This window comes from Candidatus Megaera polyxenophila, from assembly GCF_029982035.1.
Lineage (GTDB): Bacteria > Pseudomonadota > Alphaproteobacteria > Rickettsiales > Rickettsiaceae > Megaera > Megaera polyxenophila.
Genome location: NZ_CP104166.1, coordinates 1,328,568 through 1,354,257, shown reverse-complemented (window position 1 = coordinate 1,354,257; position 25,690 = coordinate 1,328,568). Strand labels below are relative to the sequence as shown.

General features: G+C 34.9%; 29 protein-coding genes and 1 pseudogene. 14 read left to right on the top strand and 16 right to left on the bottom strand.

Annotated features, from left to right (window positions below):
* Positions 1-7 precede the first annotated feature (7 nt).
* Positions 8-586, bottom strand: coding sequence for a hypothetical protein (locus N3Z16_RS07280; protein ID WP_282485976.1), 579 nt, complete (start codon positions 584-586; stop codon positions 8-10).
* 261 nt (positions 587-847) lie between these two features.
* Here N3Z16_RS07280 and N3Z16_RS07275 point away from each other — a divergent pair, with 261 nt between their 5' ends.
* On the top strand, positions 848-2,443 hold the full coding sequence (locus N3Z16_RS07275; protein ID WP_282485975.1) for a hypothetical protein: 1,596 nt from the start codon (positions 848-850) through the stop codon (positions 2,441-2,443).
* A gap of 61 nt (positions 2,444-2,504) precedes the next feature.
* On the opposite strand, the gene N3Z16_RS07270 is transcribed toward N3Z16_RS07275, so the two are convergent.
* Genes N3Z16_RS07270 through N3Z16_RS07255 form a run of 4 tightly spaced genes read right to left on the bottom strand, consistent with a single transcriptional unit; the run spans position 2,505 to position 3,629 of the window.
* Positions 2,505-3,152: an IS3 family transposase gene (locus tag N3Z16_RS07270; protein ID WP_282485974.1), complete on the bottom strand. Its 648-nt coding sequence runs from the start codon at positions 3,150-3,152 to the stop codon at positions 2,505-2,507.
* Positions 3,101-3,322 carry a hypothetical protein gene (locus N3Z16_RS07265; RefSeq protein WP_282485973.1) on the bottom strand — a complete coding sequence of 74 codons (222 nt, stop codon included), beginning with the start codon at positions 3,320-3,322 and terminating at the stop codon, positions 3,101-3,103. The genes N3Z16_RS07270 and N3Z16_RS07265 overlap by 52 nt, the downstream gene beginning before the upstream one ends.
* Positions 3,319-3,501 carry a hypothetical protein gene (locus N3Z16_RS07260; protein ID WP_282485972.1) on the bottom strand — a complete coding sequence of 61 codons (183 nt, stop codon included), beginning with the start codon at positions 3,499-3,501 and terminating at the stop codon, positions 3,319-3,321. The genes N3Z16_RS07265 and N3Z16_RS07260 overlap by 4 nt, the downstream gene beginning before the upstream one ends.
* Positions 3,498-3,629: a hypothetical protein gene (locus tag N3Z16_RS07255; protein WP_282485970.1), complete on the bottom strand. Its 132-nt coding sequence runs from the start codon at positions 3,627-3,629 to the stop codon at positions 3,498-3,500. Before N3Z16_RS07255 ends, N3Z16_RS07260 begins: the two co-directional genes overlap by 4 nt.
* Before the next feature lie 61 nt (positions 3,630-3,690).
* On the opposite strand from N3Z16_RS07255, the gene N3Z16_RS07250 reads away from it, so the two are divergent.
* The 4 genes from N3Z16_RS07250 (at position 3,691) to N3Z16_RS07235 (ending at position 7,839) form a co-directional block, all read left to right on the top strand.
* On the top strand, positions 3,691-6,360 hold the full coding sequence (locus N3Z16_RS07250; RefSeq protein WP_282485968.1) for a hypothetical protein: 2,670 nt from the start codon (positions 3,691-3,693) through the stop codon (positions 6,358-6,360).
* 33 nt (positions 6,361-6,393) lie between these two features.
* Positions 6,394-6,693 (top strand): transposase, encoded by a 300-nt coding sequence (locus tag N3Z16_RS07245; protein WP_282485684.1) that lies wholly within the window; start codon positions 6,394-6,396, stop codon positions 6,691-6,693.
* Between the two features lie 7 nt (positions 6,694-6,700).
* Entirely contained in the window at positions 6,701-7,519 is an 819-nt protein-coding gene (locus N3Z16_RS07240) for an IS3 family transposase (protein WP_282485683.1), read from the top strand.
* A 95-nt stretch (positions 7,520-7,614) separates the two neighbouring features.
* The gene (locus tag N3Z16_RS07235) at positions 7,615-7,839 is read left to right on the top strand and encodes a hypothetical protein (RefSeq protein WP_282485966.1); all 225 of its coding nucleotides are present in this window, start codon (positions 7,615-7,617) and stop codon (positions 7,837-7,839) included.
* Positions 7,840-7,853: 14 nt separating this feature from the next.
* Here the strand turns inward: N3Z16_RS07235 and N3Z16_RS07230 are convergent, their stop codons facing one another.
* Entirely contained in the window at positions 7,854-8,672 is an 819-nt protein-coding gene (locus N3Z16_RS07230) for an IS3 family transposase (protein WP_282485683.1), read from the bottom strand.
* A 7-nt stretch (positions 8,673-8,679) separates the two neighbouring features.
* Positions 8,680-8,838, bottom strand: a complete 159-nt coding sequence (locus N3Z16_RS07225; protein WP_282485965.1) for a hypothetical protein — start codon at positions 8,836-8,838, stop codon at positions 8,680-8,682.
* A 61-nt stretch (positions 8,839-8,899) separates the two neighbouring features.
* Here N3Z16_RS07225 and N3Z16_RS07220 point away from each other — a divergent pair, with 61 nt between their 5' ends.
* Together N3Z16_RS07220 and N3Z16_RS07215 are read left to right on the top strand one after the other, a co-directional pair.
* Positions 8,900-9,208: a transposase gene (locus N3Z16_RS07220; protein WP_282485964.1), complete on the top strand. Its 309-nt coding sequence runs from the start codon at positions 8,900-8,902 to the stop codon at positions 9,206-9,208.
* Entirely contained in the window at positions 9,205-10,023 is an 819-nt protein-coding gene (locus N3Z16_RS07215) for an IS3 family transposase (protein WP_282485683.1), read from the top strand. The genes N3Z16_RS07220 and N3Z16_RS07215 overlap by 4 nt, the downstream gene beginning before the upstream one ends.
* A gap of 61 nt (positions 10,024-10,084) precedes the next feature.
* On the opposite strand, the gene N3Z16_RS07210 is transcribed toward N3Z16_RS07215, so the two are convergent.
* Positions 10,085-10,246, bottom strand: a complete 162-nt coding sequence (locus N3Z16_RS07210) for a transposase (RefSeq protein WP_282485963.1) — start codon at positions 10,244-10,246, stop codon at positions 10,085-10,087.
* 144 nt (positions 10,247-10,390) lie between these two features.
* Between N3Z16_RS07210 and N3Z16_RS07205 the strand changes: the two genes are divergently transcribed.
* A complete protein-coding gene (locus N3Z16_RS07205) occupies positions 10,391-10,771 on the top strand; it encodes a hypothetical protein (RefSeq protein ID WP_282485962.1) in 381 nt (126 codons plus the stop codon).
* Here the strand turns inward: N3Z16_RS07205 and N3Z16_RS07200 are convergent.
* From N3Z16_RS07200 to N3Z16_RS07175, 6 genes are all read right to left on the bottom strand, one after another.
* Positions 10,720-16,863 carry a MobA/MobL family protein gene (locus N3Z16_RS07200; protein WP_282485961.1) on the bottom strand — a complete coding sequence of 2,048 codons (6,144 nt, stop codon included), beginning with the start codon at positions 16,861-16,863 and terminating at the stop codon, positions 10,720-10,722. The two genes, N3Z16_RS07205 and N3Z16_RS07200, sit on opposite strands and share 52 nt — an antisense overlap.
* Before the next feature lie 536 nt (positions 16,864-17,399).
* Complete coding sequence (locus N3Z16_RS07195) at positions 17,400-17,867, bottom strand: hypothetical protein (protein ID WP_282485960.1); 468 nt, start codon at positions 17,865-17,867, stop codon at positions 17,400-17,402.
* 104 nt (positions 17,868-17,971) lie between these two features.
* Positions 17,972-18,571 carry a leucine-rich repeat domain-containing protein gene (locus N3Z16_RS07190; RefSeq protein ID WP_282485959.1) on the bottom strand — a complete coding sequence of 200 codons (600 nt, stop codon included), beginning with the start codon at positions 18,569-18,571 and terminating at the stop codon, positions 17,972-17,974.
* A 656-nt stretch (positions 18,572-19,227) separates the two neighbouring features.
* Positions 19,228-19,638 carry a hypothetical protein gene (locus N3Z16_RS07185; RefSeq protein ID WP_282485957.1) on the bottom strand — a complete coding sequence of 137 codons (411 nt, stop codon included), beginning with the start codon at positions 19,636-19,638 and terminating at the stop codon, positions 19,228-19,230.
* Positions 19,639-19,749: 111 nt separating this feature from the next.
* On the bottom strand, positions 19,750-20,220 hold the full coding sequence (locus tag N3Z16_RS07180; RefSeq protein WP_282485956.1) for a hypothetical protein: 471 nt from the start codon (positions 20,218-20,220) through the stop codon (positions 19,750-19,752).
* A gap of 14 nt (positions 20,221-20,234) precedes the next feature.
* Positions 20,235-20,399, bottom strand: a complete 165-nt coding sequence (locus N3Z16_RS07175; protein WP_282485955.1) for a hypothetical protein — start codon at positions 20,397-20,399, stop codon at positions 20,235-20,237.
* A gap of 649 nt (positions 20,400-21,048) precedes the next feature.
* On the opposite strand from N3Z16_RS07175, the gene N3Z16_RS07170 reads away from it, so the two are divergent.
* The 6 genes from N3Z16_RS07170 (at position 21,049) to N3Z16_RS07145 (ending at position 24,178) form a co-directional block, all read left to right on the top strand.
* Complete coding sequence (locus tag N3Z16_RS07170) at positions 21,049-21,828, top strand: ParB/RepB/Spo0J family partition protein (RefSeq protein ID WP_282485954.1); 780 nt, start codon at positions 21,049-21,051, stop codon at positions 21,826-21,828.
* Positions 21,829-21,865: 37 nt separating this feature from the next.
* The gene (locus N3Z16_RS07165; protein ID WP_282485953.1) at positions 21,866-22,108 is read left to right on the top strand and encodes a hypothetical protein; all 243 of its coding nucleotides are present in this window, start codon (positions 21,866-21,868) and stop codon (positions 22,106-22,108) included.
* A gap of 19 nt (positions 22,109-22,127) precedes the next feature.
* Positions 22,128-22,340, top strand: coding sequence for a hypothetical protein (locus N3Z16_RS07160; RefSeq protein WP_282485952.1), 213 nt, complete (start codon positions 22,128-22,130; stop codon positions 22,338-22,340).
* Between the two features lie 18 nt (positions 22,341-22,358).
* Positions 22,359-22,826 carry a hypothetical protein gene (locus tag N3Z16_RS07155; RefSeq protein ID WP_282485951.1) on the top strand — a complete coding sequence of 156 codons (468 nt, stop codon included), beginning with the start codon at positions 22,359-22,361 and terminating at the stop codon, positions 22,824-22,826.
* 6 nt (positions 22,827-22,832) lie between these two features.
* A complete protein-coding gene (locus tag N3Z16_RS07150) occupies positions 22,833-23,192 on the top strand; it encodes a hypothetical protein (RefSeq protein WP_282485950.1) in 360 nt (119 codons plus the stop codon).
* 338 nt (positions 23,193-23,530) lie between these two features.
* Positions 23,531-24,178: a Bax inhibitor-1/YccA family protein gene (locus tag N3Z16_RS07145; protein WP_282485948.1), complete on the top strand. Its 648-nt coding sequence runs from the start codon at positions 23,531-23,533 to the stop codon at positions 24,176-24,178.
* 143 nt (positions 24,179-24,321) lie between these two features.
* On the opposite strand, the gene N3Z16_RS07140 is transcribed toward N3Z16_RS07145, so the two are convergent.
* Together N3Z16_RS07140 and tnpA are read right to left on the bottom strand one after the other, a co-directional pair.
* The gene (locus N3Z16_RS07140; RefSeq protein ID WP_282485946.1) at positions 24,322-24,807 is read right to left on the bottom strand and encodes a hypothetical protein; all 486 of its coding nucleotides are present in this window, start codon (positions 24,805-24,807) and stop codon (positions 24,322-24,324) included.
* A gap of 359 nt (positions 24,808-25,166) precedes the next feature.
* A pseudogene (gene tnpA / locus N3Z16_RS07135) lies at positions 25,167-25,590 on the bottom strand (IS200/IS605 family transposase).
* Positions 25,591-25,690: the final 100 nt, after the last annotated feature.

Below are 25,690 nucleotides of genomic sequence, written 5' to 3'. Positions count from 1 at the left end.
ACGCAAATTATATCTCATAATTTCTGATTTTTAGTCTAGACAAATTGGGCCACCTTATTCTTTCTTGCTCTGCATGATCTTGAATGAGTACTTTACTGGCAATCACACATTTTTTGCTAATTCTAAAATCTTTTATAATACCATATTGATCCTTTAATAACTCATCAAACAGCTTTTGTGATTGGTCACCTATTATACCTGGAGCATTAAAGCAGTCAGGGGATATTTCTGAACCTATAGCTGAGTTAATTGCGTTTATATGCACGGATAGTAGTTGTGCTTCACCTTCGTTTTGTTTAGCAAAACAGTTAGATTCAAGTCCTTTACCCCTAGATCTTGCAACTTCATTAATTGATTTTAATATCTGATTTCTCGATAGAATCCTACTTCTATCGTCTTCAAGCATCATTAATGATTTCTTTAGTGCCACTTTAGCTTTTACTTTTGCATCAAATCCCCCTCCTTCTTTATGAATGATACAAAATGCTTTATAATAAAGAGCTATACTAGCAAATGATGAATGTTTATCTATAATATAATCAAAACAATCTAAAGCTTCAGAATATTGTTCATTATCTAAATACACACGACCTAGTGCATTCAACTCTCCCGGTTCCTCAATTAACCCGTATTTATTATCTAGTTTGCTATTTATTTCCTAAAATTCTTGGTCAAATTATTTAATTTATAAAACAAATTAACAGGTATATAAATTTTGTTTGTGTTGTATTTTCAACTCTTAGCTAAATAAATAGTCATAACTTAATATCAAAAATAGTTATTAATTTTACAATCGCTTGATAGGCTAAGTATTATCAAATCATTATATGATGCTTGTGGGGAAATTATGAAAAATAAAGCTATAATAGAATTTGAAAGTAACAACTTAACTAATTTTGATTCTTGGTATACTTCAGATGTAATTACTTATTTAACATACCTGAATAAACAAGGTGAATTATTAAAGTATACGTTTTTTGATGGAGATTTTAAAGAACAGTTTTTAAGCATAAATATGCTTAAAAATGCTTTAGGACAAGGATTCAGTTTTATCTGTAAAGAACCTGGAGTTGGACAGAATTACTTTATATTTGGGATATTGGTTCAAAATAAACTTATTATTGTTAATCCTATGGGCGAAACTGCTCACAAAGATTTTTATAAAATAGCATCAATAATAAAAAAACATTGTAATTTAGATGTCTATTTAAGTAATACAATTATCCAAAAAGATGCAAGTTTAGATAATAAAGGAATAGTTTCTTGTGGTCCAATATGTGTGGAATTAATAAGGCACATATCTTTACTTTCTGAAAAAGATATTTTGTCTTTTTTAGCATTATCTACAAATGTTACAGAACAACACAAATACGAATTAGAATATAAAGAACTGAATATAAAAGCTTTATTACCTGAATCGTTAAATACATTAGAAACCACAGATTTAATTCATTATCAGTTTGCAGTAGAAGAAATTAGAAAACAACACTTAAAGATTCTAACAGAAGACCTTTTTATTGTAGGTTTAAGCTTAGAAAAGCAAAATGAATTCTTAGAAAATGATTGTATTAACCATCCAATTCAAGTGGAAACTAGAAAATGTACTCAAGATGGTAAGTTATTAGAAGCAGTAGATAGAATAAAACAAGTACTTGTTAAAACAAACCAAGACTTAAAACCAGAAAAAGCAACAATTGGTAATGAAAAAATGAAATCACAAGAAGTAAGAGGCTTTTACTCAGAAACTGATGTTATGGTTTTGATAGAAGCTTTATTAGCTAGGGCAGGATTAAGAAGAGATAAAGATGGCCGAATTGATGAGAGTATTCAGATATTAGTACCAAAACGGACAATACTGGAATTAGGAAACGTCAGTGAAGCAGAAGTTGGTGATATAGCTTCAGAAATTTTAAAGATACAACCTAGTCAACAGATATTAATACCAGTTATTATTCCAAGTAGAGTACATTGGGTAACATTACAAATTAGAAGCCACAGGGATGGTACAATACACTTGCTATGTTATGATTCCATAGGAAATCGATACGAGCAAGAAATGGTTGTACTTTGTGATTTATTGAGGATGAAATTACCAGAAAAAGTTATTGCAGTAGGCGAAGCTAAAACTCCTATAATCCAGAAAGGTAACGTATATTGTGGAGGGTATACAGCCCGATTAATTAGTAATCTAGTGATATCAAAGCAACCAGTATATGCTAATATTGATATCTGGAATTGCAGAGACTTAAAAGATGAGGATTTAAGAGCCGAAGATTTACAAATTGTTAATGAAATACAACCTTTTAATTGGCAAAAATTTGGTAATCCGGATTTACTGAGTGCGTATGAGTGCAAAAGTAATGCGGAGCAAGGATCACGACTAAGAACATTAACATTGCAAGATAAAAAAACACAGATACGCGAAGAACTAAAAACATTCTAAGGTGGCCCAATTTGTCTAGACTAAAAATCAGAAATTATGAGATATAATTTGCGTTATAATATTAGCCAATAATTTTTGTTAAATACACCTGTTCTGGAGTTAAATATTCCAAGGATTGGTGCATCCTTTTACTATTATAAAAAGTTATGTAATCTGTTATAGCATTTTTTACCTCCTTGACAGTATTTAAAATTATCAAATATATTTTTTCTTGTTTTAATGAACGCCAAAATCTTTCAATAAATACATTATCTAAAGCCCTACCTTTACCGTCCATGCTAATCTTGATTTCACGTTTAACAAGTTCGTAGATGAAATTTTTTGACGTAAATTGAGAACCTTGATCGGTATTAAAAACCTCAGGTTGACCGTGCTTTTCTAGGGCTTCTTCTAGTGCGTCGATGCAAAAATCACTTTCTAAGCTAATAGAAACCTTCCAGCTCAGAATATAACGGCTAAACCAATCAATAATGGCTACTAGATATACAAATCCTTGTGCCATTCTAATATAAGTTATATCGGTGCTCCATACCTGATTTGTCTTAGTAATTTCAACGCCTTTTAAAAGATAAGGATATACCTTATGAGCTTGGTTGCGCTTGCTTAAATTCATTTTAGGATAAATGGCTTCTATTGACATTATTCCGTAATAACGACTTACCGCTTTGCGACCAATAACAATTCCAAACGGTACAAGATGCTTGGACATTCTTCTGGCCCGAAATACGGATGCTCTGTATAGATTTCATCAATTACTTTCATTATTTCTAAGTCTCTTGTAGTTATTCCTTTTGCCTTGTAATAATAAGTAGATTTATTAATTAAAAGTAGATCGCATTGCCTAACAATGCTTAGATTTATACAATTATTATCAATCATACTTTTCCTAGTTTCCAAGTCCAAACAATGTAGATTTTTTTTTTCAGCCAGTCACGCTCAACGCTTAACTGTCCTATTTGTTCATATAATTGTTTTATCAAATCTTGATTGTCTGGATCTTTTGTTGCCGGCTTAACTTGAAAACCACTAACTAAATTTTCTATACCTCTTTTTTTCATGCTTGTATTTGAGTTGCATGAACCCCGTACTTACTGCTTATTTGTGCTATTGTCATTTCAGCTTTTATTGCTTCTATAACAATTTTTGTTTTTTCCGTCGCACTATATTGCTTCGCTTTTTTAGACATATAATTTCCATTTCCTTGTTGTGAAATTATATCTCATTCTTCATTTTTAGCAGTCCAGTTTTTGGGTACCATTATAACCATTATATTCAATCAAGAACAATTAGTTGAATTGCAGGACACATTAAACTTAATAGATAAAGACATTAAGAAACTAACAAAAAATGATTCTTGGGTAAAGGGTGTTCTTACCACATTAAGAAAACACAAATTAGATCATACTATACTTAGGAAATTTATTTTTAGGCTTGATGAGTTAGGAGAATTAATCAGAACTGATGCAGAAGGAAGAGTAGTACTAGCTGAACAAGATGGTGATCCTAATATTCAAGATGATTTAGAAATAGAGCAAATACAAGATTTATTGGAATCTACTCTAGAGGAGGTGGTTAACCTACAGCGTAAAGAACCAAAGATAAGTGATGTTAAGAGAGAGCATGATGCTCCATCAGGAAAAGTAAGAATTGGTGGGGAAACTACCAAGCCTGTTAAGTCTTCTATAAATGAAAAAATGAAATCACAAGAAGTAAGAGGCTTTTACTCAGAAACTGATGTTATGGTTTTGATAGAAGCTTTATTAGCTAGGGCAGAATTAAGAAGAGATAAAGATGGCCGAATTGATGAGAGTAGTCAGATATTAGCACCAAAACGGACAGTACTGGAATTAGGAAACGTCAGTGAAGCAGAAGTTGGTGATATAGCTTCAGAAATTTTAAAGATACAACCTAGTCAACAGATATTAATACCAGTTATTATTCCAAGTCAACAACATTGGGTAACATTACAAATTAGAAGCCACAGGGATGATACAATACGCTTGAGATGTTATGATTCCATAGGAAATCGATACGAGCAAGAAATGGTTGTACTTTGTGATTTATTGAGGACGAGATTACCAGAAAAAGTTATTGCAGTAGGCGAAGCTAAAACTCCTACAATCCAGAAAGGTAACGTATATTGTGGAGGGTATACAGCCCGATTAATTAGTAATCTAGTGATATCAAAGCAACCAGTATATGCTAATATTGATATCTGGAATTGCAGAGACTTAAAAGATGAGGATTTAAGAGCCGAAGATTTACAAATTGTTAATGAAATACAACCTTTTAATTGGCAAAAATTTGGTAATCCGGATTTACTGAGTGCGTATGAGTGCAAAAGTAATGCGGAGCAAGGATCACGACTAAGAACATTAACATTGCAAGATAAAAAAACACAGATACGCGAAGAACTAAAAACATTCAATCAAGAACAATTAGTTGAATTGCAGGACACATTAAACTTAATAGATAAAGACATTAAGAAACTAACAAAAAATGATTCTTGGGTAAAGGGTGTTCTTACCACATTAAGAAAACACAAATTAGATCATACTATACTTAGGAAATTTATTTTTAGGCTTGATGAGTTAGGAGAATTAATCAAAACTGATGCAGAAGGAAGAGTAGTACTAGCTGAACAAGATGGTGATCCTAATATTCAAGATGATTTAGAAATAGAGCAAATACAAAAGTTATTACAATTTACCTTACTGATAGTTAAACAAGAGCTTAGAAATCTAACTCATCCTAAAAGAGAACTGGATGAAGTAATGTCAGATTCAACGTCTAAAAATAAATCTGAAGAAGTTAAGTTTAAATACGGGATAAGACATCCTAAATATGATCTAGTATCTGAAGAAAGAGATGTAATAGATATCACGCAAACCATCGACAAAGAACAGTTAAGAATTAAGGCTAAGGAAGAATATATAGAGAATAAAAGGCAGGAAGTAGTAGATTTAAGAGAAGATAGAATACCAACTTTAGAAGAGGAACGAGATTTATTGCCGATTATTGTAACAGGACTGGATAATAAATTAAAGGGATTAAATGAGCTAACTAAAGATTTTGATCTTTTAGAAAGGCAAACACAAAGAGATATTACTAGAATAGAAGCAGATAATGGTCGCGATGAGATTACAATAAAGGGTTATTATCAAACATTAAGCAATTTGCTTACAGAAATCGAACGGTTAAAAGTAGAAATTAAGAGATTAAAAACTGCAAAAGCTGCAGTAAGAGGAGAGGAAGAAAGCGCATTTAAAGAAAGAATCTTTGTTCAAGTGGGAGGACAAAGGTCTGATAATTATAGCCCAGATGGTTATTGTAATCATAAATCTTGTCCTGCAACTTTACCAGGGGAAACCAAATGTCAGTATAAAAATGCAGTAAAAGATGCAGTAAGTTTCTCTATCAACAAATTTCCCTCACTTGCTTCTGAAGATGAACTTTTAAATCATTTATCAGCATATAAACACTCTGCGGTAGGTGATGCTGTACACCAAGCTGATTTGCTGATGATACCTAGACATGTATATGATAGTTATACGGAGCTACAAAATAAAATTAGGCAACGAGAAGAAGAATATCAACATCAAATTACACAAAATGAAAGTACGCAACAGCGTAAAGAAATAGAAAGGAATAACTTAAGAGCAGAAATTATAAGAAAGGAGAATGTACTTAATGATAACAATATTATCCTTAGCGCTACAGAGAGAGAAAAAGACCGCATTACTCTTCAAGGAGATAGTGATCCCCAAGTGAATTTTATAACTGATAGTAAAGATGTATTAACAGATCAGCAGTCATTTATTAATGGAGAAATAGCTAATAAAGAAGAAGAAATAAGTGAACTTGTTCTTAATATTATAATGGTACCCAAAAACTGGACTGCTAAAAATGAAGAATGAGATATAATTTCACAACAAGGAAATGGAAATTATATGTCTAAAAAAGCGAAGCAATATAGTGCGACGGAAAAAACAAAAATTGTTATAGAAGCAATAAAAGCTGAAATGACAATAGCACAAATAAGCAGTAAGTACGGGGTTCATGCAACTCAAATACAAGCATGGAAAAAAAGAGGTATAGAAAATTTAGTTAGTGGTTTTCAAGTTAAGCCGGCAACAAAAGATCCAGACAATCAAGATTTGATAAAACAATTATATGAACAAATAGGACAGTTAAGCGTTGAGCGTGACTGGCTGAAAAAAAAATCTACATTGTTTGGACTTGGAAACTAGGAAAAGTATGATTGATAATAATTGTATAAATCTAAGCATTGTTAGGCAATGCGATCTACTTTTAATTAATAAATCTACTTATTATTACAAGGCAAAAGGAATAACTACAAGAGACTTAGAAATAATGAAAGTAATTGATGAAATCTATACAGAGCATCCGTATTTCGGGGCCAGAAGAATGTCCAAGCATCTTGTACCGTTTGGAATTGTTATTGGTCGCAAAGCGGTAAGTCGTTATTACGGAATAATGTCAATAGAAGCCATTTATCCTAAAATGAATTTAAGCAAGCGCAACCAAGCTCATAAGGTATATCCTTATCTTTTAAAAGGCGTTGAAATTACTAAGACAAATCAGGTATGGAGCACCGATATAACTTATATTAGAATGGCACAAGGATTTGTATATCTAGTAGCCATTATTGATTGGTTTAGCCGTTATATTCTGAGCTGGAAGGTTTCTATTAGCTTAGAAAGTGATTTTTGCATCGACGCACTAGAAGAAGCCCTAGAAAAGCACGGTCAACCTGAGGTTTTTAATACCGATCAAGGTTCTCAATTTACGTCAAAAAATTTCATCTACGAACTTGTTAAACGTGAAATCAAGATTAGCATGGACGGTAAAGGTAGGGCTTTAGATAATGTATTTATTGAAAGATTTTGGCGTTCATTAAAACAAGAAAAAATATATTTGATAATTTTAAATACTGTCAAGGAGGTAAAAAATGCTATAACAGATTACATAACTTTTTATAATAGTAAAAGGATGCACCAATCCTTGGAATATTTAACTCCAGAACAGGTGTATTTAACAAAAATTATTGGCTAATATTATAACGCAAATTATATCTCATAATTTCTGATTTTTAGTCTAGACAAATTGGGCCACCTTATATTGCAGAAAAGAGAGAAGAAATTAATGAATTGGAAACAGAAATCTATAAATATAATCAAGCACTTGTATTGTCTGAAGCCAGATGGAAATATAGTCAATATGAAAAGATTGTTACCAACATTGGAGATTTAGAAAAACAGCAAATGCTGCAAGAAAGGTTAGAAATAGAAAAAAATACAGTAGACACAAAATTAGCAGCAAATATAAGGTGGCCCAATTTGTCTAGACTAAAAATCAGAAATTATGAGATATAATTTGCGTTATAATATTAGCCAATAATTTTTGTTAAATACACCTGTTCTGGAGTTAAATATTCCAAGGATTGGTGCATCCTTTTACTATTATAAAAAGTTATGTAATCTGTTATAGCATTTTTTACCTCCTTGACAGTATTTAAAATTATCAAATATATTTTTTCTTGTTTTAATGAACGCCAAAATCTTTCAATAAATACATTATCTAAAGCCCTACCTTTACCGTCCATGCTAATCTTGATTTCACGTTTAACAAGTTCGTAGATGAAATTTTTTGACGTAAATTGAGAACCTTGATCGGTATTAAAAACCTCAGGTTGACCGTGCTTTTCTAGGGCTTCTTCTAGTGCGTCGATGCAAAAATCACTTTCTAAGCTAATAGAAACCTTCCAGCTCAGAATATAACGGCTAAACCAATCAATAATGGCTACTAGATATACAAATCCTTGTGCCATTCTAATATAAGTTATATCGGTGCTCCATACCTGATTTGTCTTAGTAATTTCAACGCCTTTTAAAAGATAAGGATATACCTTATGAGCTTGGTTGCGCTTGCTTAAATTCATTTTAGGATAAATGGCTTCTATTGACATTATTCCGTAATAACGACTTACCGCTTTGCGACCAATAACAATTCCAAACGGTACAAGATGCTTGGACATTCTTCTGGCCCCGAAATACGGATGCTCTGTATAGATTTCATCAATTACTTTCATTATTTCTAAGTCTCTTGTAGTTATTCCTTTTGCCTTGTAATAATAAGTAGATTTATTAATTAAAAGTAGATCGCATTGCCTAACAATGCTTAGATTTATACAATTATTATCAATCATACTTTTCCTAGTTTCCAAGTCCAAACAATGTAGATTTTTTTTTCAGCCAGTCACGCTCAACGCTTAACTGTCCTATTTGTTCATATAATTGTTTTATCAAATCTTGATTGTCTGGATCTTTTGTTGCCGGCTTAACTTGAAAACCACTAACTATAATGGTACCCAAAAACTGGACTGCTAAAAATGAAGAATGAGATATAATTTCACAACAAGGAAATGGAAATTATATGTCTAAAAAAGCGAAGCAATATAGTGCGACGGAAAAAACAAAAATTGTTATAGAAGCAATAAAAGCTGAAATGACAATAGCACAAATAAGCAGTAAGTACGGGGTTCATGCAACTCAAATACAAGCATGGAAAAAAAGAGGTATAGAAAATTTAGTTAGTGGTTTTCAAGTTAAGCCGGCAACAAAAGATCCAGACAATCAAGATTTGATAAAACAATTATATGAACAAATAGGACAGTTAAGCGTTGAGCGTGACTGGCTGAAAAAAATCTACATTGTTTGGACTTGGAAACTAGGAAAAGTATGATTGATAATAATTGTATAAATCTAAGCATTGTTAGGCAATGCGATCTACTTTTAATTAATAAATCTACTTATTATTACAAGGCAAAAGGAATAACTACAAGAGACTTAGAAATAATGAAAGTAATTGATGAAATCTATACAGAGCATCCGTATTTCGGGGCCAGAAGAATGTCCAAGCATCTTGTACCGTTTGGAATTGTTATTGGTCGCAAAGCGGTAAGTCGTTATTACGGAATAATGTCAATAGAAGCCATTTATCCTAAAATGAATTTAAGCAAGCGCAACCAAGCTCATAAGGTATATCCTTATCTTTTAAAAGGCGTTGAAATTACTAAGACAAATCAGGTATGGAGCACCGATATAACTTATATTAGAATGGCACAAGGATTTGTATATCTAGTAGCCATTATTGATTGGTTTAGCCGTTATATTCTGAGCTGGAAGGTTTCTATTAGCTTAGAAAGTGATTTTTGCATCGACGCACTAGAAGAAGCCCTAGAAAAGCACGGTCAACCTGAGGTTTTTAATACCGATCAAGGTTCTCAATTTACGTCAAAAAATTTCATCTACGAACTTGTTAAACGTGAAATCAAGATTAGCATGGACGGTAAAGGTAGGGCTTTAGATAATGTATTTATTGAAAGATTTTGGCGTTCATTAAAACAAGAAAAAATATATTTGATAATTTTAAATACTGTCAAGGAGGTAAAAAATGCTATAACAGATTACATAACTTTTTATAATAGTAAAAGGATGCACCAATCCTTGGAATATTTAACTCCAGAACAGGTGTATTTAACAAAAATTATTGGCTAATATTATAACGCAAATTATATCTCATAATTTCTGATTTTTAGTCTAGACAAATTGGGCCACCTTAAACTAAATTTTCTATACCTCTTTTTTTCCATGCTTGTATTTGAGTTGCATGAACCCCGTACTTACTGCTTATTTGTGCTATTGTCATTTCAGCTTTTATTGCTTCTATAACAATTTTTGTTTTTTCCGTCGCACTATATTGCTTCGCTTTTTTAGACATATAATTTCCATTTCCTTGTTGTGAAATTATATCTCATTCTTCATTTTTAGCAGTCCAGTTTTTGGGTACCATTATAATAAGTTAGATAAAGATCGACTCAATACGGAATTAGAAGATAAAACAGAGGAGATAGACAAAAATTTATTGTATATAGAAGAGTTAATTCAGGAAAAAAATGATTTAATTGCAACTCGCTCTCTCTACGAAACCGAAAGTCTTATAGGATTGGTCAATACCATAGAAATATGTCGTAAGGATATTAAAAAAATCAAAAAACAGCAAGCCTCCGAAATTAAGGGAATGAATAAGGCTAAAGCAAGTATTATAAGGAGGGGAGTATATAAAATACTTGATCTTCAGCAAAAAGGCACAACTAAAACCGATGACAACGATCCAGAAGATATTGGTACAGAAAATCAATTATATAAAAAAAGAAGACATAAAAATTGTCAAGATGTTTTTGAAAAAGAGAATCAAGCCTGTAAATATTTTGACGCGGTAGATATTGTGCTATTTTTACTTTGAGAGTTATTTATTGCCTCTTTTATTGTTTCCAGCGTAATATGCTCAGGCATCTTATCGGCTAAATCCCACTTCTCGGGTAAGTTTAGGTTTTTTGTATCGACTAGACCAGCAAGCCCGCTAAAACCATTTGCTTTGTTAAGCTCCTGCAATACTGATTTAGCGGCCTCCTTTCCAGCTGCGTCGTTATCAGGCCAGATTATTACCTCTCTTCCCGCCAGTTGTCGCCAGTTAACTTTAGCCGTTCCTTGCGCTCCTCCCATCCAGGAAATTACACAATATTGAGGCAATAATCTTCCGGCATAATCAGCTGTCTTTTCTCCTTCTACTATTAATATAGGCTTTTTCTCATTTACCGTTTTCTCTATCCCGTATATCGGTTTATGACCGTTATCCGTAAATCCTTTTAATTTCCATTCATCCAGGCCGGTTTTCTCATTACGGCAGTAGCATACGGGCATTACCTGCTTTTTACCTGTTACCTTATCAACTACCCTGATAGTACCGCCGATAAGCTCACCTCTCCGGTTGCGATAAGTCCAGATGTTATCAATTTGATTTGTTTTTGTTAGCCAGCTAAAATGCTTATCAATATTAAGCCTTGGAGCAGTTGCCGGTATTACCGGATATACTTCAAAACTATCCCGCACTACTAACGTTTGTTTGCTATCCTTATCATCATAACCGGCATCATTCCTGTTATCTAATTTATTGCTGTTATTTACCCCGGCATTAATACCGATGATATCGGCAACAGTTAATAAGGAATCTCTTTTTGAAGTACCGGTTACCCGGCAAATGAACTCAAATACATCCCCCTTATTTCCGTCGCTGAATCTATGCCATAATCCATTATCAAGATTCATATTCAATGAACCACAACTGATACTATTACCTCGTTTAACGATTTTACCGTCCGGATTAATCTTTTGCGCGTAATCCCTGAATATTTGCTCAAGATGTCCTCTTGTTAATGAGGATTTTAAACTTTGAAAATCAATCTTTGGAGTAGAAGCTCCGGCTTCTCTCTGCGCTCTACTTCCTGCCCTTACCTTATTGCTCTTCTTAGGCGGTTGTACCTCCTGAGTGGTTTGACTTTCTCTATGGTTAATTATCTGCTCGCCTTTTAGGGCAATAAAATCAAGTAATAGATCATAAGCATTATCTCCCTTGAACAGGTTTCTTATTTCTTCAGTGATTTCCTTCTGCTCAGCTTTGCTGCTACCTTTTAAATGTCCGATATCATTTAGCAGCTTTTGCTCGGCTCTATTTGGCAATAAAGCCTTAAGGTTTGCAATTTCAAGATCCAGCGCCCTGATTTGAGCAGCTAGTTCGCCGCTACCCGGATTTGCCTGTAATTCTACTCTCATGCTACTCTCATTTATGTATTTTGTTAAATTCATTCCAAGCTTTTTAAGATTTGCCTTAATGCCTTTTACTGCGTCACCTCTGATGAACTCCGCCCATAAACTCGTGCTTTTGATATCACCTAGCATCTCAGGAGATTCACCGATGGCTTTTGCCAGCATCAACGGCTTATCCGTTTCTTTTAGTAACTGCTCAAATCTTGCTAAAATGTCTTTCCCTTCATTTTTGTATATTTTCCCAAGAAAATGCGGCAATTCCTCATTTCTGAACTTTTCAATTACCCGCATCTGCTCCAGTTCATCAGCATGCTTTGCTTTTATTTCGGCATGTAATAACTTCCTCTCATCCAATTCCTCTTGATGGCCGGCGCAAATACGTAAAATTTCTCCATGGGCTTCCATGACTATTGCTACTGTATTAGAATCAATTGCACTCTCCTCCTGACAGGTAAGTTCTACTACCTCCATTATCCTGCTAAAGTACAGGTTATTGATAATGGTACCGTTCTTATCAATTGAGGCAAAATAATGTTTGACTTCCTCAAGTCCTGCATGTTTGCGAACTGTTTCATAATTTATTTGCAACTGGGTTATTAATTTACCCATAACAACTTCCTGCCGGTAATCTGCTCTCTTACCAAGCCTACTATCTTCAATCTGCTTTCTTAGTTCTTCGAGGTCCGGTTCTAACATCCGGCGTTTTTCATCTAGAATAGCTAGTCTGCTTTTAGCTATATTAGTTACTTGCGGGCATAATGGTGTTTTAAGAACCGGTAAATCCTTGATATATAAGCCAAGTACAGCTGTATCATAATGCTCCGCGCTAAAACCGTCCGGGAATTCTGATCCGGGACTCGTGCTAATATGCTTTTTCTGCGATATCATCCACTCTTCTTTAATTAGCTCCTCCTCTTTCAGTAAAGCACCCGTTATGGCAGTCATTTTCTCTTCCGGATCATCCCTGATAAATCCATGATAATAATCAACAATTACTCTCGCCTTGCTTTGTCTTTCCTTCCTTGCTCCCTCTAACTCTTTCAGGGCCTTAGTAATTTCCCTGTATTTTCCACCGAGTATTGCTGATTTACTTTTTTGCAGGATAATGCCGGCAAGTAAATGCTTGTCCTCATCATCATTTAAAATATTACTGCCCTCGGCATACTCTTTAAAATACCGTTCTTTCTGTAACTTGATATTATAAAGCCTTTTTAGCTCCTTTGCCGATTCCGGTTTCTCCTGTTCGTTTTTTAATTGACTGATTCTGTCTCTATTATCATGTAAATGCTTTGCTTTAAATGCCTTTTCTGCTCTGATTATTCCAAAACCTGTCAGATTGAATTTTGTTACTTTAATGCCAAAACTAGCAAATGCTTCATAAGAGAGTTGTTTTTCTATTGCCGGTTTTTTTAAATACGAATCAAGCTCTTCTATTACCTTTTGAACAGCTATTACCCTTTGTCTTGCATCAAGGTACCTGCGCATGCCTCCGAGGTTACCCGTAAGTAACCTACAATCCGCCGCAGCCTGCTTGCTGAGGCTTTCGTCAATTACTGCGATTTTATTAGCAACGCTAACAATTTTTTCTTCATACTTCCTGATCTGGCTTCTTGCTTTAGCTAAAAATGATATATCCTTTTTACTTAAGAGCGAGCGGATGATCAGATTTTTATCCATCTCATCCAAAGCATCCCATTTTATCTTTTCTTTATTATTTTTGCCTGAATTGAGTTTTAACGATGTCAGGTGCTTATTGATTTTATTTGTTAAATCCTTTGAGGACTTGAACTTCTTACCGGTGCTCTCACTAAAATATCTATAATCATCAACTACGCCCGCTATTGCTAAAGGATCAATTATTACTTCGCCCGGCTTTAAGATAAAATCTTCCTGCAAGGCAATTTCAAGTAAACTCAAACTTTTCAGTTCCTTTGCCAGCTCTTCAGCACCCTTGCTATCACCGGCAATTTGCTGATTCTTTTCAAGTATCGGTGTTTCCTTATCTTCTCTCCAAAGATTTAAATCATCATATAACTTATTTAATTTAGCCTGATTACCTGCAATATTTTCCCGGTAAGCCTCTCTCTGTCTATGGTCTTTTTCATAAAAGGCGTAATCTGTTGCAAAGTTTAAATCCGTCCTTCTTGAGATTAGCAACCTTAGGCCTACCTTCCAAAGAGGGACGTCTACCGGTTTCCATTTATCCTCTACTTTCTGATACTTATAGGCATAAGCTGCAAACTCCTCTTTTACCTTGCTTATATCCAGATCCCGAGTACCGTATACGACATTTTCCAGCGTCTCCTTATCCAGATATATAAAGCAGTCTTCCTTATGCCTTGATACGCCGACGTTAAATGGTTCATAGCCGCTATGCCTGCTAGCGCTATAGAAAAAATACTCAACGTCCGCTCCTTGTACAGCATGTCCGGTTAAAGCGTATCCATGCCTAAAACTTACCGGTAGTATGTCTTCACCGGTTTTTATCTCGACTACTTTATAACTATTCTTTCCTTGCCTGATTCTTGCTTTGAACCGGCCAACACCGTTCTCATCGACTTCACCAAGTTCCGTTATGATACCGAGTTCATTATTTCTAACCCCGCCATAACCTTCAAACTCCGGTTTATTGCTCTTAAAGATGATCTTGTCACCAAGGCATAACTCAACCATGTTTTTTGGCAACTCCGGTTCTTCCTGATCCTCTAGACTTGTTGCTGCGCAAGTATATAAACGCCCTTCTCCCTTGATTATACCGGCATTCTTAAGAGACTTACGTACCATACCGTTTAAATTGGCTACTTCTGCGTTGGTAAACGCTGCAATTGCCGTATTACTCAAGGCAATCAGATCTCCTTTTTCTTTAGAGAGATTAATTACAAAAGAGCTGTAATCATCCGCTAAGGCCCGTTGTTTTTGCTCTTCATTATCAAAAATCCTTAACATCTCAAGCCGTTCATATATGGAGATGGCTTTGGCAATCTCGTAGCGGCCCATGGCCTTTGTTGCTTCCTTATGCATCTCTCTTATATATTCATCCCGGTTCTGATGACGGTTATTTTCCATTAAAACCGTTCTACCGGCTATGTCACCGGTTTTTGACAAACCGCCTTTATAACCTATTGCGGGATTCTGATTATTATCACCGATCTTTATTACCTTTCCGCCGCACTCTCTAATTTCATTGGTAAAATAATCAAGAGTAGGAAGATCTACCATTGATGCTTCATCAATTATCAGTATGGTTTTTGGCGGTAATATTACCCGGCCGCTACTGTACTGTTCTTCTTTGTAATAATCAGTTCTAATATTTAATCCGGCTTTATTACCGCCTTTGGCTTCCTGCCATATTTGCCGGAGCTTTGTCGTATTTTCTACCTCTGCTATCCCGGCCTTGGCCAAGAGTTCTGCTGAAGCCTTGTTAGTCGGCGCAGTGCCGATAACAGTATAACCGGCTTTCCTGTAATGACGGACTATCTCACGTATTACTGTTGTCTTACCGCTTCCCGGCCATCCTTCAAGAACACTGATATTGCTACCTGCTAGAATATCAATAATTGCCTGCTTCTGCTCTCCGGAAAACTCAACTCCTCTAGCTACTTTTGCAATATCTTTTTCCTTGATACTTATGACATGGGTTTCTTTTGCAGCTAATTCCCTGACATTTTCTTCAAACCTCTTCTCCAGTTCTACCCGATCGAGCCTCGCAAATAACATCCGACCTTTTAGATCACATGGGTTAACTAGGTTCAGTTTATTAGAGGCAACAACTATATTATACATTGACAATAATTCCTCTTTAGACCATAACTCCAGGGATTCCTTCTCTTTAACAATGTCCGGGTTAATTCCTGCAATTAAAGCTTTATGCAAGGCTTTTTCTATATCATCACCTGAAAATACCGGCTTATCTATTGATAACCGGTCGATAACAATAGTCGGATCGGCTATTATTCTTGAGGCATTTTCAAGAGCTATTTCCTGATTCTGCTTCTTTAACTCGGTACTCCCTCTCCATCTGGCAAAACCTTCATGTACACCCGGAATAATATCAAGGCCGCGCTCGGCATGGGATAAGTGGGATATTCTTGATTCATGACCGTGCATCTCCAGATGATGATTGATAATAGTAGCAACTTCTGCTCGAACGGCTTTTAAAACTGATAAATTTTTCCATGTTAAATTCACTTTACCCCAGCAGAACCGGCCGTCATTATTTACCTCCAAATCCCGTGTGACCGTCATGACGTGAACGTGTGGATTTTCGGGATTATCCAGATGAATGTTATAATCTGCTACCATTCCTCTTGCTACTAATGAGCTTCTGATAAAATCCTCTACCAGCTCCTTGTTCTGCTCTGCCGTTAATTCTATCGGTAACGCTATTGTATATTCACGGGCTAAACGGCTATCTACTCTGCTGCCCGCATTCTCGATTGACTGCCATAGTTGTTGCCGATCAAACACCCATTCCGGTGCGCCATCAGGTGCCATTATTCCGCTAATAATGCTACCTGATTTATGCCTGTAATCGAAAACAAGGCCTATTACTTCACGGGTATTTTCATTTAACAGATGATACTTTTCATGATAACAGGTACTTAGTTTTTCTCTGACTCTGGCGCTCATATTGCTAAATGATAGCTCCATTCTACTCCCGCTGCGATAAGCTGCAGCAGATACGGCACTTCTATTGTTACCTCTTGATATTGATGAAGGACGAGCGTACATTATCGCCATAATAAGCTAACCTCTGTAGCAGTTTCGTCTACCATAAAAACCACTTCCGATCTCTATCTTTAGAGCGCAGCCGTTCAAATTTATTTGAATGGCGTATTGCGCATTATCATGAATTCCAAATTTTTACTTTATTACTCTCTGATCTAACGGTCAATCATTTTTACCTTTTTATGTTCCTGCAGGGGTAATTTATAGGGGGCAAAAAGCCCCCTTAACACACCCCCATTACACTTAAAAAAAGACTGCTGGTTTTTTATATTTGTAAAAACGTTCATCACTTTCGTGATTTAAAAATACTCCTAAAGAATTTTTAAAGTGAAAGTAATGATTCCGGTAAACAGGGTTACAAAGTGTCTAATATGTATTTGAAGATGCTGATTATCAGAAGCAAAGCTTCGGGAAGTTTGACCAATAGAGATTTTAATTGATCCTTGCTTCCGGAAGCTTTTGAAATTTTATAATCGGAAGAATTGCAGTGACAAGGTTGAAAACTGCAGTAACGATATAAATGAACTTTTTAACATCTTTTAACCTGCTATTTTTAAATCGGAACGCTTTTTTATTTCCTGTAATATCCCGCTTTCTTTACCGTAATAATACTCAAAATACTTAATGCCCTGTTTGGCAAAATTTGAATTTGCGTCGTATGAATCATCCGCTAGTAACTGATAAGCTTCAAGTTTGTAGGTCATATCCATCCCGCAACCGCCAAAAGATAACAATTCATAATCTTCTTCTGATGTGGTGAGTCTAAAAGGTATTAGATGACATAAGTGTGCTACTTCTTCGTTGTAAACACGAGGAGCGTAAACCAAATTATACATTAAAGCATCGTCAATGATCGTGTTTCTTACTGTCCCCAGCATCTCTTCTTCATCATTGTCAAAGTCTGCAACGTCGTAATTTTCTCTTGCGTCTTCCTGAATTATAAAATCAGGTATAATAACCTCATGGTAACCGTCCCCCAGTTTTTCTTGCAAATTAAACTGCGGCAAATAATAGTCTTTATAAAAGGGTTCAATATGTATGCCTGAGAATGCCCGTCTTAATTTAATCATTTTTTTACTCCGTTTTTATTGTTTTTTATTTTAACTTTTCCTTATAACCAATCCGGTACACAACACCCACACCCAACGCAATTTTGATGGGGCTCTTCTTCTTCCTCTTCTAAAATATCTTGATATACTTTTTTCTCCTCATCCAAAACAATCCTGTTCTTGATATTCTCTAGGGCCTTCGAACTTTTTTCACTAAATACAATATCCTCAAGAACGACTAACTCAATGGTAGTGTTATGCTTAATAGCTTCGGCAAGGGCTATTATCCCTTCATCGTGAAAATTATTACCGGAAAGGTTGAGGAACTTTAATATAGTGTTGTGCTTGATAGCTTCGGCAAGAGCTATCGCTCCGACATCAGTTAGATCGCTATGCTGAAGTTCAAGCTGCTTTAATGTGGTATTATGCTTCAGGATTCCCGCTAATACTATCGCTCCGGCATCACCTATTCTAATTTCCGGAACATACCTTGCAATTAGATATTGCTCAGTAGTTTGATCAGCATGAGAGGAGTAGTCTGAAACGGTATCTTCAATGATTTGATTGATATAATCCATTATTTCAGGCCATGTATTTTTCTTAGTCTCTTTATCTAAAACCCGAATAACATAATCAAGTATATGTGTTATTTGTGTGTTCATTTTTTTGTTTCCTTTATTTATTCACCTTATACTTATATTATATCTAGAATATTCTAGAATATCAACAATAAAAAGAATATTTACATCTTTTTTTATATTATTTTATTAACACACGGGAATAGTTGCCGTTAAAGCACACAGCTAAACAACAACCCTCTTTTTAGTGTCCATTACTTAACTATCTTCTTAAGAGTAAATAGCCGGTTAAATGTAAAAAAGCTCCAGATGGAGCTTTTTTACTTAACCTTTGTCTCACAACTTACCCTTGAGCTACGTCCTGTTTTAACTTCCCTTCCCTACTTTAAACCTTTTTGGGTTGATTTGGCGGGGGGCATAATGACTTCACGGAAAGAGACCACGGCACTGTTTGCCGCCTTGTTACAGCGTGTTCTAAGCTTCTTATATCTTTCCCCTTGCTTCCATTACATCTTCCCGCTCCAATCAAGCCCGGGCTCTGTTTTGCGGAGTTCCTTTGCCGCACATCTTATTGCCCTTCCCGCTAAATCCAATCTCTTAACTTTTTTTTAACTGCTTAAGGTAATAGGACTATTAATATAAGATAATAATAAATAGCTATTTTTAAAATTATATTTGGATATTTTTTGTTTTATCCGGTTATTTAATATATATAAGGGGTTATACTAATAGCTTTATCTTTAATCCTCCATATCCTTTAACTGTTTAGCTAGTTTTTTACATTCTGATATTACAAAGTTTATATCCTTATAGTCTTTTTTCGATACCTTGTAACAATCAGGATATTTTCTACCGGGGGCATAATCGCCGGCATAATTACAATCAAAACCAACTACATAGTTATGCCTGATATCCTTTGCGTAAGGATTTTCCAACGTTCCGGTATAAGCTACGCCTCCGTGAACGTCTATGTCGTAGAATAACTCATCCATATAAGAAAGCCAGTATGCTTTGTGTGTATTGGGTATTTCCACATAACCGCATAAATGCTTGCATTCAGGATCTCTATAGATGTAATAAAAGTATCCCGTTTCTTGATCTATACAGTGTAGATAATCAGGTTCAATTTCCCATTTTTCTTTTTTGCTCATTTTATTCCTCCATTTTGTTTGTAATTACAATTGTTTAGTTACTTTTTATTTACTTTTGTATATAATACTTCTCCGCTATTTTTAGCAAATTTTCGGCATAATTATACCTTCCTATAGCTGCTTTGCTAAACTGGTAATTATCTCTAATTGCCTTATACGCTCCTCTTGTTCTTCTGCTTTTTTTATATTTTCTTCCGATAGCTCCATCTTTATGAAGTCTATAAGTAATCCCTCGTAGAACAATTTTTTAGTGTAGAAATCTTGACCGTTAACAAAGTAATGGTTATAAGCCTTTAAATATATGCCATCCGTAATTACTATATCGTACGAATAATCCGTGTCGAAATGGTCGTCATGATTAGTCGTTATCTCTAAAAAAGTATTCTTAGTATTAGCGGTAATAAAACATTCCAGGAAATCATTGTTTAAATATTTCTTTTTAAGCCGTTTCCTTAACTCTAACGTATCCTTGAATCTGGTAGCTGCCCCAATAGGGTAGTTATCATGATGGCAGTAAATATAAATGGATGTATTCCTATAATTATCTGCATATCTTATTTGATAAGTTGCTCTTGTACTCATAATCTTTTACCCCCTTATTCTGCTGAATTATTATCAATAAGCTTTTTAATTTCTTTGACACCTCTCGTTAAATGTTGCCTCAACAACGTAATTTGATATTCCCTTTTAGTCTTATCGGTAGTAGCGATGCTGATTTGATTAATCGGGTTCATTATTTCCTGCTGTATTTGTGTGTTCATTTTTTTGTCTCCTTTATTTATTTACCTTATACTTATATTATATATATAATATTCTAAAACATCAACAATAAAAAGAATATTTATATCTTTTTTTGTATTATTTTCTTACCACGCGAGAATAGCGGTTATAAAAACACACAGCTAAACAACACCCCCCTTTTTTAGTGTCAATTATTTTTAACTATCCCTAAGGGTAAATAGCCGGTTAAATGGAAAAAAAGCTCCATCTGGAGCTTTTTTACTTAACCTTTGTCTCACGCCTTACCCTTGAGCTAAGGCCTGTTTTAACTTCCCTTCCCTACTTTAAACCTTTTTGGGTTGATTTGATGGGTTACACGGTTTTCATCAGGGAAAGAGAATAAAATGCTGTTTACTACCCTGTTATGGCATGCTCTAATCTTTTACTTCTCACCCTTACTTCCATTACATCTTACCGCTCCAATCAAGCCCGACTCTGTTTCGCAGCGTCTTTTTACCCTTTCCCTACCTCTACCCGTCAAATCCAATCTTTTAACTTTTTTTAACTATTCATGATAATAGTATTATTACTGTAATATGATAACAATAAGTGATGATATTTGATATTATATTCAAATATTTTTCTTGTTTTGCCCGGTTATTTCATGTATACTAAGGATATAGATAAGATATGAGTTTACGTGTTATGGAAATCATTAAAATCGACCCAAGCCTTTGTACCAGATGGAAATATGCCGATCGCAATTCTTTTGAATTCGGTGACATTAACCTTTTGGCCGAAGATATTAAACGCAACGGTCAGATTAACCCTATTTACGTTAGGCCTATTAAAGACGATAGTAAATTCAAATATGAAGTTATTGCAGGCAGTCGCCGCCTTCAAGCCTGTTTAACCGCTAACCTCCCTATTGATGCAATAGTTGTTGAAACTTCCGATGCAGAAGCTGCAACTATCCAGATCAAGGAAAATGAAAAGCTGGCCTTAAGTGAATATTCAAAAGGACTATCCTATGCAAAACTGCAACGGGACGGTAAACTTACCCAGGAACAGTTAGCTGAAATAGTTGGTTGCTCAAGAAAAAAAATGCAGAACTACCTTGCCTTCGCAAAAATAGATCAGGATATCTGGGACGCAGTCAGTAACATGGGAAGGGTATCGGCAAGAGCTGCTGAAACCATCTTGGCTCTTTCCAAAAAATCCCCTGCTCATAAAAAAGCAATCATCGAGATTGCCGAAGATATCAAAAAAGGTGCAGGTAGTGTACATATTGAAAAACTGGTCAATAAAATCATCAATACCAAAGAACCAGTTAAGCAGGAACTAATTACCCTACCGTCCGGAAAAGTAATTGGCTCATGGAAAAAAGACGGTATCGTATTTTCAGGAAACTTGAATATTGATAAGGAAAAAATCAGCAATTTACTGGTAGAATTTTTTAAAGACAAATAACCAAGGATATTTTTATACCAAGAGGTCGTCTATGAACATGAAAGATAACAATAGTTACGATGATTTTTTAGAAAACCCACTTGCTCCTCTGTTTTATCAATTTATCGACATTTTAAAATCAAGGTGTTTTCTGAAAGAAGCGGAAGATTTACTAAAACTGGCCGAGAAGCATTACTTACCTGAAAATCGTAATATCATAACCAGAATTGCTATTGAAATGCAAAAAGCAGCAGTGTCCAATGAAGTAAACAAATTTGAGCAATTACTTAAGAGTTTATAAATTCATGGACTTTAATATCATGAACGTAAATAAAATTAAAAATGCTTTCTCCTTTATTGGGATGGAAGGTGTTGCAACCAAAATAACTACCCTTTGTCTGATTTCGGGTATAGGTATTCTGCTTTTTACTCAGCATATTATCTTTTCGTCTTCCGGCAAAGCCTTGCATTTACCTCAAAACCAAGAATTCCCTAAAACTGATTTTTCGATAGAGAATTTTATTAATGGCTAACCTTTTTCCGGAAAATTAATGAATGAGTTAGCAGTTTTAACAAGTGGTCGTAGTTTGCCGGAAAAGGTTGTTATCGAACTTACCGGATTCCAAAACCTATGTATAATCCCGGGATTCGCTCACCCAAGTGTTGTTAACCCTGATACTATTGAAATCAGTTTTAAGGAAATTACCTGTAAAGCTAACGGTATTATTGAAAATCACGAAATAGACGGTCGTATAATAAATATCAAAGCAAAAACAGTGCCGGTATCGATTGTATTCAAAAAGAAAATACAATCGCTAAAAAATGATCTAAAAACAAAAACAGATGAAAAATCGAAAGATTCAATTAATCGCTTAATTAAAAAAATTGAAGAATCAGAAACTGCTCTGGTTTTACCGGCTCTTACCAAAATCCGAGGCCGAATTATTCGAAACGATGGTAAGGATTTTACCGGTTTAAGCCCAAAGGTGATTATCGAAACTCTAAATATTGATCTCTAAAAACCTATGAACGTATTAAAAAAACATATAACAGGAATACTTGTCCGGTTTGTAGGTTTAGCAGTAATTAGCCTCCTGGTTCTTGGCTTCGTCCTTGACTTTAAGGATGCTCCATCACCAACTGCTATTTGTAAAGAAATAGGACATGGAAATTACCAAAACCTTGATAAGCTCCTAAAACCGGATAGTAGCTTAAAGAACATTAAATTTAACAATAATGGTGAACCCCTCTATACAGAACAACAAAAGTTCGAAATTCATGAGTTATATGTAGAATGTGGAGTTCGGAAACTACCTTTAGTTGATTCATTATTCATCACTGTTGATGAGCTTAAAAACATTTATAAAAAGTTTTTTAGAAGTTGAAACTTATTATCACCTAATTTTGAGAGGTTTTACGGTAAGTTTAGACCAAGGCATACAATAATTTTGCAGAGCTTATTTTGAACATATCCCGAGATGGTGATTATTCCGTAAAATATAACTTGCAGTTAAGCATAACTAACTAGAGGACTCAGGTTGAATAACCTATTTTTTCCAGGTTGGATTATTAACAAGGATTTGTAAGTCAGAGGGATTTATGCTATAATGTATGCTGATTAATATATTAAGTAACAAAGCAAAAATAAAATACTATGAAATACAACAATTACAGCTTTACAAGAGAAACAAACACTTATTATGACCAGGGCTTGCGGGTCTATATGCTCTCCATTTATCAGAATATGTCCATGGCACTTGGCATATCTGCCCTAGTAGCGTACATAGTCGGTAGTAGCAGTCAAATAGCGATGATGCTGTTTTCTACCCCTCTTGCTTACGTGGTGATGTTTGCTCCGCTGATTTATATCTTTTTCTTCAGTCGTAAGTTAATGGACATGGACAGAGCGCAGGCTATGCTTCATCTTGGTATATTTGCCGTCCTTAACGGCTTATCTCTTGGCTCTATATTTCTTGTTTATACTAGCACAAGTATAGTTAAAACATTTTTTATTACCGCTTCTACTTTCGGCGCAATGAGCATATACGGTCATACTACCAAAAAGGATTTAACTGCTGCAGGCTCATTTGCTTATATGGGCTTGATAGGTCTGGTAATTGCTTGCCTGATCAATTTATTCCTTCGCTCTGCTGCTCTTGATTTTGCAGTTTCATTTATCGGAGTAGGTATATTTACCATACTTACCGCTTATGATACGCAAAAGCTCAAGTCCATTTACTATGCGATGAACGGTAATACCGCAAGAGCAGGTAATATTGCGGTATACGGCGCACTTACCTTATATCTGGACTTTATCAATCTCTTTATTATGCTTCTGCATTTTTTTGGTATCAGAAGAAGTGACGATTAATCTGATACCAACGCTCAACTGCTAATCCTAAGCCATGAATATTAAAAAGCCTTGTCTTTAGCTTTTGACTGAAACACCCGGTAAATAAAATGGCGGCTATATATAGGGCGTATAGGTTTTTAACTTACACGCCCCAACGGACTTTAAGAAATAGCTTTTAACACTTCCTCTGCTAATTCTTTACCTACTACATATTCAAAGTATTTGTCTAGTCGATTAGCAGTAGAAAAGAGCCTACTATTTCGGTCAATTGTTTTATGAGATAAAGCTTGATAAGCATCAAGTCTAGGAGAGAGATCCATACCGCATCCTGATAGAGCAAGGAGATTTTTTCCCTTATAAGTAAAGGGAGTAAGTCCGCACTTTAAAGCTATTTCCTCATCAAAAACAAGGGGCTCAAAGTATATAGTCCAACGACTTAAGGCATCCCAGAACAGCTCGTCTATTTCCTGTTCCCACTTATCGTTATCATCACTATAGGAAAAATAAAGATCATCTTTATGATATTCTGCCAGTAACTGGCGGTCATATTCTATATTTTCGTAAACACTGCAGTCATTATACAAGTCTATTTGATGTTTTGTATAAAATGCATCTTCATAAAGCCCACTATTAAAATATCTAGTCATATTATATACTCTTAAATTATAAGTTAATAAAACCTGTAGTATCTACTACAGATGAAAGCCAAAACCTTCATTTCTTTAGGAGGCACAAAGCGTAAGCTTTTTAAAAACTCAAGTGCGCTTGCAAAGCGGCGGTAAGCGTACACTTGAATTTTTAAAAAGATGAAGCTACTAAAAATTATCTTTACTCATTTATTGTCTATCAGTTTGGAGTAAGGAATTAATTTACCAGGTAAACTATAATATGCTTTGTACTTTAGGGAATTTTGGTAATTAAAAAGATAGGCAGTTAACCACTCTGCATTGCAAATGCAGAGCTTAAGATAACAGCATGAATGCCTTAGCTGTAGCTAATTTTCAACTTAAAAGTCACCAAATTTATCATCTCTAGATTCATGACTATCTATATAATCTTTTATCATTTGGTCAGTAACGTTACCCGTAGTCCTTACAAAATATCCAACGGCCCATAAGTGTTTACCCCAGTATCTCTTTCTCAATTCAGTAAACTCTTGCTGTATTTTTCGTGAGGTTTTTCCTTTTAGATACTGTCCAACCTTGCTTATACTCTGATAAGGCGGAACTGATACGTAGATATGTATATGATTTGAAGCTACCTTACCCCTTAATATCTCTACTCCGTTATCTTGGCAAATATCCTTGAACTAGATCTTTAGCTCTTCTACCGATATCCCCTATTAGCACCTTGTACCGATACTTCGTTACCCATACTATGTGGTATGTACAGTCATAAATTGTATGACTGGTTTTCTTATAATATCTCATCCCTCCATTTTATAGTATAGGAATTTCAAAATTTGTAACCAGAAAAATTGTTAATCAAAACTTTGAAAATTCGTTTAATAAAATGTAGTTACAAGCCACA

Coding starts and splice junctions, on each gene's coding strand:
- N3Z16_RS07200 (WP_282485961.1), bottom strand. CDS start 16,863: ATGTACGCTCGTCCTTCATCAATATCAAGAGGTAACAATAGAAGTGCC.
- N3Z16_RS07145 (WP_282485948.1), top strand. CDS start 23,531: ATGCTCTCCATTTATCAGAATATGTCCATGGCACTTGGCATATCTGCC.
- N3Z16_RS07190 (WP_282485959.1), bottom strand. CDS start 18,571: ATGAACACACAAATAACACATATACTTGATTATGTTATTCGGGTTTTA.
- N3Z16_RS07230 (WP_282485683.1), bottom strand. CDS start 8,672: ATGATTGATAATAATTGTATAAATCTAAGCATTGTTAGGCAATGCGAT.
- N3Z16_RS07165 (WP_282485953.1), top strand. CDS start 21,866: ATGAAAGATAACAATAGTTACGATGATTTTTTAGAAAACCCACTTGCT.
- N3Z16_RS07275 (WP_282485975.1), top strand. CDS start 848: ATGAAAAATAAAGCTATAATAGAATTTGAAAGTAACAACTTAACTAAT.
- N3Z16_RS07150 (WP_282485950.1), top strand. CDS start 22,833: ATGAACGTATTAAAAAAACATATAACAGGAATACTTGTCCGGTTTGTA.
- N3Z16_RS07175 (WP_282485955.1), bottom strand. CDS start 20,399: ATGAACACACAAATACAGCAGGAAATAATGAACCCGATTAATCAAATC.
- N3Z16_RS07215 (WP_282485683.1), top strand. CDS start 9,205: ATGATTGATAATAATTGTATAAATCTAAGCATTGTTAGGCAATGCGAT.
- N3Z16_RS07180 (WP_282485956.1), bottom strand. CDS start 20,220: ATGAGTACAAGAGCAACTTATCAAATAAGATATGCAGATAATTATAGG.
- N3Z16_RS07185 (WP_282485957.1), bottom strand. CDS start 19,638: ATGAGCAAAAAAGAAAAATGGGAAATTGAACCTGATTATCTACACTGT.
- N3Z16_RS07260 (WP_282485972.1), bottom strand. CDS start 3,501: ATGAAAAAAAGAGGTATAGAAAATTTAGTTAGTGGTTTTCAAGTTAAG.
- N3Z16_RS07170 (WP_282485954.1), top strand. CDS start 21,049: ATGAGTTTACGTGTTATGGAAATCATTAAAATCGACCCAAGCCTTTGT.
- N3Z16_RS07265 (WP_282485973.1), bottom strand. CDS start 3,322: ATGATTGATAATAATTGTATAAATCTAAGCATTGTTAGGCAATGCGAT.
- N3Z16_RS07220 (WP_282485964.1), top strand. CDS start 8,900: ATGTCTAAAAAAGCGAAGCAATATAGTGCGACGGAAAAAACAAAAATT.
- N3Z16_RS07140 (WP_282485946.1), bottom strand. CDS start 24,807: ATGACTAGATATTTTAATAGTGGGCTTTATGAAGATGCATTTTATACA.
- N3Z16_RS07245 (WP_282485684.1), top strand. CDS start 6,394: ATGTCTAAAAAAGCGAAGCAATATAGTGCGACGGAAAAAACAAAAATT.
- N3Z16_RS07240 (WP_282485683.1), top strand. CDS start 6,701: ATGATTGATAATAATTGTATAAATCTAAGCATTGTTAGGCAATGCGAT.
- N3Z16_RS07160 (WP_282485952.1), top strand. CDS start 22,128: ATGAACGTAAATAAAATTAAAAATGCTTTCTCCTTTATTGGGATGGAA.
- N3Z16_RS07155 (WP_282485951.1), top strand. CDS start 22,359: ATGAATGAGTTAGCAGTTTTAACAAGTGGTCGTAGTTTGCCGGAAAAG.
- N3Z16_RS07270 (WP_282485974.1), bottom strand. CDS start 3,152: ATGTCCAAGCATCTTGTACCGTTTGGAATTGTTATTGGTCGCAAAGCG.
- N3Z16_RS07255 (WP_282485970.1), bottom strand. CDS start 3,629: ATGTCTAAAAAAGCGAAGCAATATAGTGCGACGGAAAAAACAAAAATT.
- N3Z16_RS07210 (WP_282485963.1), bottom strand. CDS start 10,246: ATGTCTAAAAAAGCGAAGCAATATAGTGCGACGGAAAAAACAAAAATT.